Source organism: Nocardia sp. No.11 (genome assembly GCF_038752175.1).
GTDB lineage: Bacteria > Actinomycetota > Actinomycetes > Mycobacteriales > Mycobacteriaceae > Nocardia > Nocardia canadensis.
The window spans coordinates 1-5,310 of sequence record NZ_JBCGFB010000212.1; the positions used below are offsets into that span (position 1 = coordinate 1).

General features: G+C 71.6%; 5 protein-coding genes. 1 reads left to right on the forward strand and 4 read right to left on the reverse strand.

Annotated elements, in window-relative coordinates; translation table 11 throughout:
- Positions 1 to 186: 186 nt before the first annotated feature.
- From V8688_RS31095 to V8688_RS31110, 4 genes are read right to left on the reverse strand one after another with little or no spacing between them, the layout of a single operon-like run.
- Positions 187 to 1,113 carry an ABC transporter permease gene (locus tag V8688_RS31095; protein WP_218716365.1) on the reverse strand — a complete coding sequence of 309 codons (927 nt, stop codon included), beginning with the start codon at positions 1,111 to 1,113 and terminating at the stop codon, positions 187 to 189.
- Positions 1,110 to 2,255, reverse strand: coding sequence for an ABC transporter permease (locus tag V8688_RS31100; protein ID WP_218716364.1), 1,146 nt, complete (start codon positions 2,253 to 2,255; stop codon positions 1,110 to 1,112). Before V8688_RS31100 ends, V8688_RS31095 begins: the two co-directional genes overlap by 4 nt.
- Complete coding sequence (locus V8688_RS31105; protein ID WP_342802298.1) at positions 2,252 to 3,808, reverse strand: ABC transporter ATP-binding protein; 1,557 nt, start codon at positions 3,806 to 3,808, stop codon at positions 2,252 to 2,254. The genes V8688_RS31100 and V8688_RS31105 overlap by 4 nt, the downstream gene beginning before the upstream one ends.
- A 4-nt stretch (positions 3,809 to 3,812) precedes the next feature.
- Positions 3,813 to 4,805 (reverse strand): BMP family protein, encoded by a 993-nt coding sequence (locus V8688_RS31110; protein WP_342802299.1) that lies wholly within the window; start codon positions 4,803 to 4,805, stop codon positions 3,813 to 3,815.
- Positions 4,806 to 4,965: 160 nt separating this feature from the next.
- On the opposite strand from V8688_RS31110, the gene V8688_RS31115 reads away from it, so the two are divergent.
- A partial coding sequence (locus V8688_RS31115; RefSeq protein ID WP_342802300.1) for a GntR family transcriptional regulator occupies positions 4,966 to 5,310 on the forward strand: 345 nt, incomplete at its 3' end.

Sequence of the window (5,310 nt, forward strand, 5' to 3'; positions counted from 1 at the left end):
TCGGCACGAAGGCCGCGCCGCCGAGCGTCACGGCGGGCGGTGCGGGGACCAGCGCGGTGCCGAGCGCGAGATCGGCGTGCGCGCGTTCGACCGCGGCCAGCACCTCGGCGCGGTCGAGGACGGCGGCCACATCGGAATGCGACAGGATCAGAGTCAACGCGGGTGCTCCTCGAAAGCGGGGACGGGTCAGGACGTTCGGGCGAAGGCGACGGTCAGGTCGCGCGGCGAGCGGCTGTTGCCGACCAGGCCGCTGACGGCGACGATCGCGATCAGGTAGGGCAGCATCACCAGCAGGGCGAACGGCACGTCGACGCCCAGCGCGGGCAGCGCGAACTGCAGTGCCTGCGCGAGGCCGAAGAACACCGACGCCCAGATCACCCCGAGCGCGCGCCACCGGCCCGCGATCACCGCGACCACGGCGAGATAGCCGATGCCGCCGGTCATGTTGTCGCTGAACGAATGCACCTCCGACAACGCCAGCTGGGCACCGCCCAGGCCGGCGGCGACCGAGGCCAGCAGCACGCATCCGTAGCGGACGGCCCGCACGGACAGGCCGGTGCGGTCGGCGGCGACGGCGTCCTCGCCGATGGCGTCGACGACCAAGCCGAGCTTGGTGCGCCGGGAGAACACGATCGCGAGGACGGCGACGACGGCGATGCACAGGTAGCCGAGCGCGGTCTGGCCGAACAGGGCGGGACCGATCACCGGGATCCGGTGCAGCAGCGGAATCGCCAGCGGGTCGAAGCCGGGGACGGCGTGCCCCTTGCCGTCGGCCAGCAGCAGCCGCGCGCCGTAGGTGGTCGCGCCCAGGGCCAGCGCGTTGGCGGCGATGCCGACGACGATCTGGTCGGCCCGCAGGCCGATGCTCCAGACCGCTTGCAGCACACCGAAGATCAGCGCGGCGATCACGGCGGTGAGCGCGCCGAGCACCGGCGAACCGGTGGTGACGGCACCCAGCACACCGGCGAAGGCGCCGGTCAGCATCATCGCCTCCAGGCTCAGATTGAGCACGCCCGCGCGTTCGCTGACCAGTTCGCCGCTGGCGGCGACCAGGATGGGCAGGGTGAAACCGATACCGCTGGTGGCGATGTCGGTGACCGTGTCGAGGCTCATCGCGGCGCTCCTGCCAGGTCGGTGGAATCGGCGGTGTCGATCGGGGAAACCGTCGGTGGCGAAGCGGGTTCGGACCTGCGCCACGATCGGGTCCACAGCGCCGCGCCCGCGATGAACACGATCATCAGCGACTCGACGACCGAGATGGTCGAGGCGGGCACGTTCGCCGCCAGCTGCAGATTGATCCCGCCGGAGACGAGGAAGCCGAGCAGCAGCGAGACGGCGACGACGGCCGACAGCGAGCCACGGGCCAGCAGGCCGACCACCAGGCCGGAGAAGCCGTACCCGGAGGAGAAGCCCTCGGCGAGCACGAACGGCGCGGTGGCGACGAGCAATCCGCCCGCGACGCCGGCGAACGCGCCCGCGGCCGACAGGCTCAGGAAGCGCAGTCGCTGTACCGGCAAGCCGAGCCGGGCCGCCGCGTCGGGGTTGAGCCCGACCGCCCGCAGCCGGGTGCCGAGCGCGCTGTGGCGCACCAGGATCGCCGTGCCGACCGCCGCAGCCACCGCGATCCACAGGGCGATCGTCGCGGGGGAGCGCTCGATGCCGAGCAGCGGCAGATGCGCCGCCGGGGTGAGCGGTTCGGATTGCGGCAGCGTCTCCGAGGACGTCACCGGCTGGCGCAGCAGCGCGGGTTCGTGCACCACCAGCAGCACCAGCGCCAGGCCGACGAAGTTGAGCAGCAGCGTGGTGATGATCTCGCTGGTGCCGCGCCGGACCCGCAGGTACGCCGCGATGGCCGCCCACAGCCAGCCCGCCGCCCCCGCACCCACGATGACCGCGGGCAGGGTGATCGCGGCGGGCGCGCCGGTGAGAGTGGTGCCGATCGCGGTGGCGGCGATGCCGCCCGCGCAGATCTGACCCTCCCCACCCACATTCACCAGTCCGGCCCGGTGCGCGATGGTGAAGCCGACCGCCACCAGCATCAGGGTCGCCGCCACATTGAGCGAGGCCCCGATCGCGTAGTCGCTGCCGAACATGCCCTCCCACAGGGCGGTCATCGTCGCCGCGGGCGCGGCACCGGCCGCGGCGGCCAGAAGCAGTCCGATGACCCCGGCGGCCAGCATCGCCGCCACGGCCACGACGAGCGGTTGATGCGCCCACCGGCGCAGGGGGATTCGGTTCGCGAGCGGAGCGATCATGCCGCGACTCCCATCATGAGTTCGCTGATCTGCTGGGCCGCCGTCGGATCGGCGGTCTCGACCGGACCGGCGAGCGCGCCGCGATAGGCGACGAAGACCCGGTCGCACAGGGCGAGCAGCTCGGGCACCTCGCTGGACACCACGAGCACCCCGCAGCCGTCGGCGGCGGCGCGGCGCAGCTGGGTCAGCACGAAATCGACCGCGCCGATATCCAATCCGCGCGTCGGCTGGGCGGCCACCAGACAGCGCAGGTTCGCGGTGGACAGCTCCCGGGCGAGCACCACCTTCTGCTGATTGCCGCCCGAGAGCGAGCCCATCGGTACCCACGGCCCCGCCGCCCGCACGTCGAACCGCTCGAGTTCGGCCTGCGCGGCCCGGCCCATGGCGCGTTTGTCGAGCAGGCCGAACCGGCGGAACCGGCCGAGCTGCCCGAGGAACAGATTCTCGGCGATCGTCATGTCGGCGACCATCGCGTCGCGGTGCCGGTCCTCGGGGACCACCCCGAGCCCGAGCCCGGTGCGGGTGGCCGGACGCGCCGCGGTGATGTCGGTGCCGTCGAGGGTGACGGTGCCGCCGGTGACCGCGGCACCGCCCGCCAGCACGGTGACGAGTTCGCTCTGCCCGTTGCCTTCCACACCGGCGATGCCGACGATCTCGCCCGGCCGCACCGCGAGCCGGACCTCGTCGAGCGCGACGCTGCCGTCGGGGCGTCGCGCGCTGACGCGGTCGACCGCGAGCACCGGGGCGGTATCGCCGAGCTCGGTCGCCGCGCGCGCCACCGGTTCGGTCGCCGTGTCCAGGCCGAGCGTGGCGGCCACGGTCGGGTCCAGATCGGCGGCGGTGCGTCCGACCATGGCGGTGAGCAGTTGCGCGATACCGGTGTTCGACATCCGCCCGCCCCCGGCCACCGTGCCGCGGCGCAGCACGGTCGCGGCGTCGGCGACCCGGGCGACCTCGCCGAGCTTGTGGGTCACCAGGACCACGGCCTTGCCGTCGGCGGCGACGGCGCGGCAGGTGTCGATCAGCGCATCGATCTCGGCCGGATCGAGCACGCCGGTCGGTTCGTCGAGCAGGATCAGCGACGGATCGCGCAGCAGCGCTTTGACGATCTCGACCTTCTGTCGCGCGCCGACCGGCATGGTCGCCACCCGCTGGTCGAGATCGACGCGCAGCCGGTAGCGGCGGGCGATCTCGTCGAGCCGGTCGGTCAGCTCCGCCCGGCGCATCCGCACGCCCCGCTGGGTGAGCAGCAGGTTCTCGGCGACGGTCATGGTGGTGACCAGGCTGAAGTGCTGGTGGACCATGGCCACGCCCGCGGCCATCGCGGCGGCGGGGGAGTCGGGCCGGAACTCGGTGCCGCCCAGCGTCATCCGGCCCGTGTCGGGCCGGTAGCCGCCGAAGACCAGGTTGCACAGCGTCGACTTGCCCGCGCCGTTCTCGCCGAGAACGCAATGGACGGTGCCGGATTCGACGGTGACGTCCACATCGTGCAGGGCCTGCACGTCACCGAAGCTCTTACCCAATCCCTGCAGGGTCAGTGCGGAAGCGCTCATCGGATCAGTACGGCTCGACCGCGCCGGTGGACAGGGCCGTCTTCGCCTTGGCGAGCGCGTCGGCGACGGCCGCGTCCTTGCTGCACAGCACGAAATCGGTGCCGTGGTTGGGCGAGGTGAGCCCGAAGCGGACATTCTCGGCCTTCCAGGAATTGTCCAGCGCGGCGTTCACGGCATACTCGACCTCGGCGCCGATGTCGGTGTGCACGTAGCCCAGGTAGACCGGATTGGTGCAGTCGCCGGGGATCGGGCCGCCGACCATGGCCGCGCCGGATTGGGTCGCGGCCTGCTCCATGCCCGCCTTGCCGAGGTTGACGATCTGGCCCAGCGCGCCCGCGCCGGCGCCGTAGTCGGCCAAGGCGGCCTGCTTGGCCTTGGCCGGATCGTTGAAGTCGCCGACGTACTGCGGGGTGAGCACCTTCACGTCGGGCTTGGCGAACCGGGCGCCGTTGCCGAAGGCGTTGGCGGCGTTGACGATCGCGGGCAGTTCGACGCCGCCGACGAAGGCGACCGCACCGGTCTTCGCGCCCGCCGCCGAGACCGCGCCGCTGAGGAATTCGGCCTCGGCCTGCTGCGGGTCGTAGTAGGCGAGGTTGGCCATCGGCGCGGCGTCGGCGGGACCGCCGATCTCGACGAACTTCACATGCGGGAACTGGGGGGCGACCTTGCGCACATCGGCGTCGGTCTGGCCGCCGAGGGAGATCACCAGGTCGTTGGTGGAAGCGAAGCGGACCAGGGCCTGCTGGTAGTCGCTGGCGGCGACCTGTTCGACCTTGCTCAGTTCCACCTTGTCGCCGAGTTTGTCGGCGATGCGCTGGTACCCGAGATACCCCGACTGCATGAAGCCGGTGTCCGACAGCGAGCCGGGGAAGAACACGCCGACCTTGAGCTTGCCGCCCGAAGCAGCGGAATCGGAGGATCCGCAGGCCGACAGCAGGGCGGCGGCGGCGAGAGCGGCCGAGCCGAAGGCGATCGCGCGCCGAGTGGACTTGTGCACGGGGTACTCCTTGATCGAACGAACCGCTCACTTAGCGGTATACCGTTAAGTGTCAGCTTCGTGCCCGCAGATGACGGGCGGATTACCGAAACGTAAGAAACGGTCGCCGGTGGCCCGCGGTACTACCGTGGTGGACGTGCAGGCGCGGAAGGATGGTGCGGTGGCGGAGGAACCTGCGAAGAAATCGCTGCGGGATCGGGCCTACGAGGAGCTGCGCGACCGGATCATCGACCTGCGACTGAGCCCCGGTCAGCGGCTGGTCGAACGCGATCTCGCGACCGAATTGGCGATCTCCCGGATTCCGCTGCGCGAGGCGTTGCAGATGCTCGAGCGCGAGGGGCTGGTCGTCATCGTGCCGCGGCAGGGGGCCATCGTCGCGCCCTTCACCGTGACCGATGTGCGCGATCTGTTCGACGTCCGCGAGAGCCTGGAGGTCCTCGCGGCCCGCCTGGCCGCCGAACGCGCCGCCCCCGCCGACCACGCCGCGCTGCGCGACCAGCTCGAC

Coding starts and splice junctions, on each gene's coding strand:
- V8688_RS31100 (WP_218716364.1), bottom strand. CDS start 2,255: ATGATCGCTCCGCTCGCGAACCGAATCCCCCTGCGCCGGTGGGCGCAT.
- V8688_RS31095 (WP_218716365.1), bottom strand. CDS start 1,113: ATGAGCCTCGACACGGTCACCGACATCGCCACCAGCGGTATCGGTTTC.
- V8688_RS31105 (WP_342802298.1), bottom strand. CDS start 3,808: ATGAGCGCTTCCGCACTGACCCTGCAGGGATTGGGTAAGAGCTTCGGT.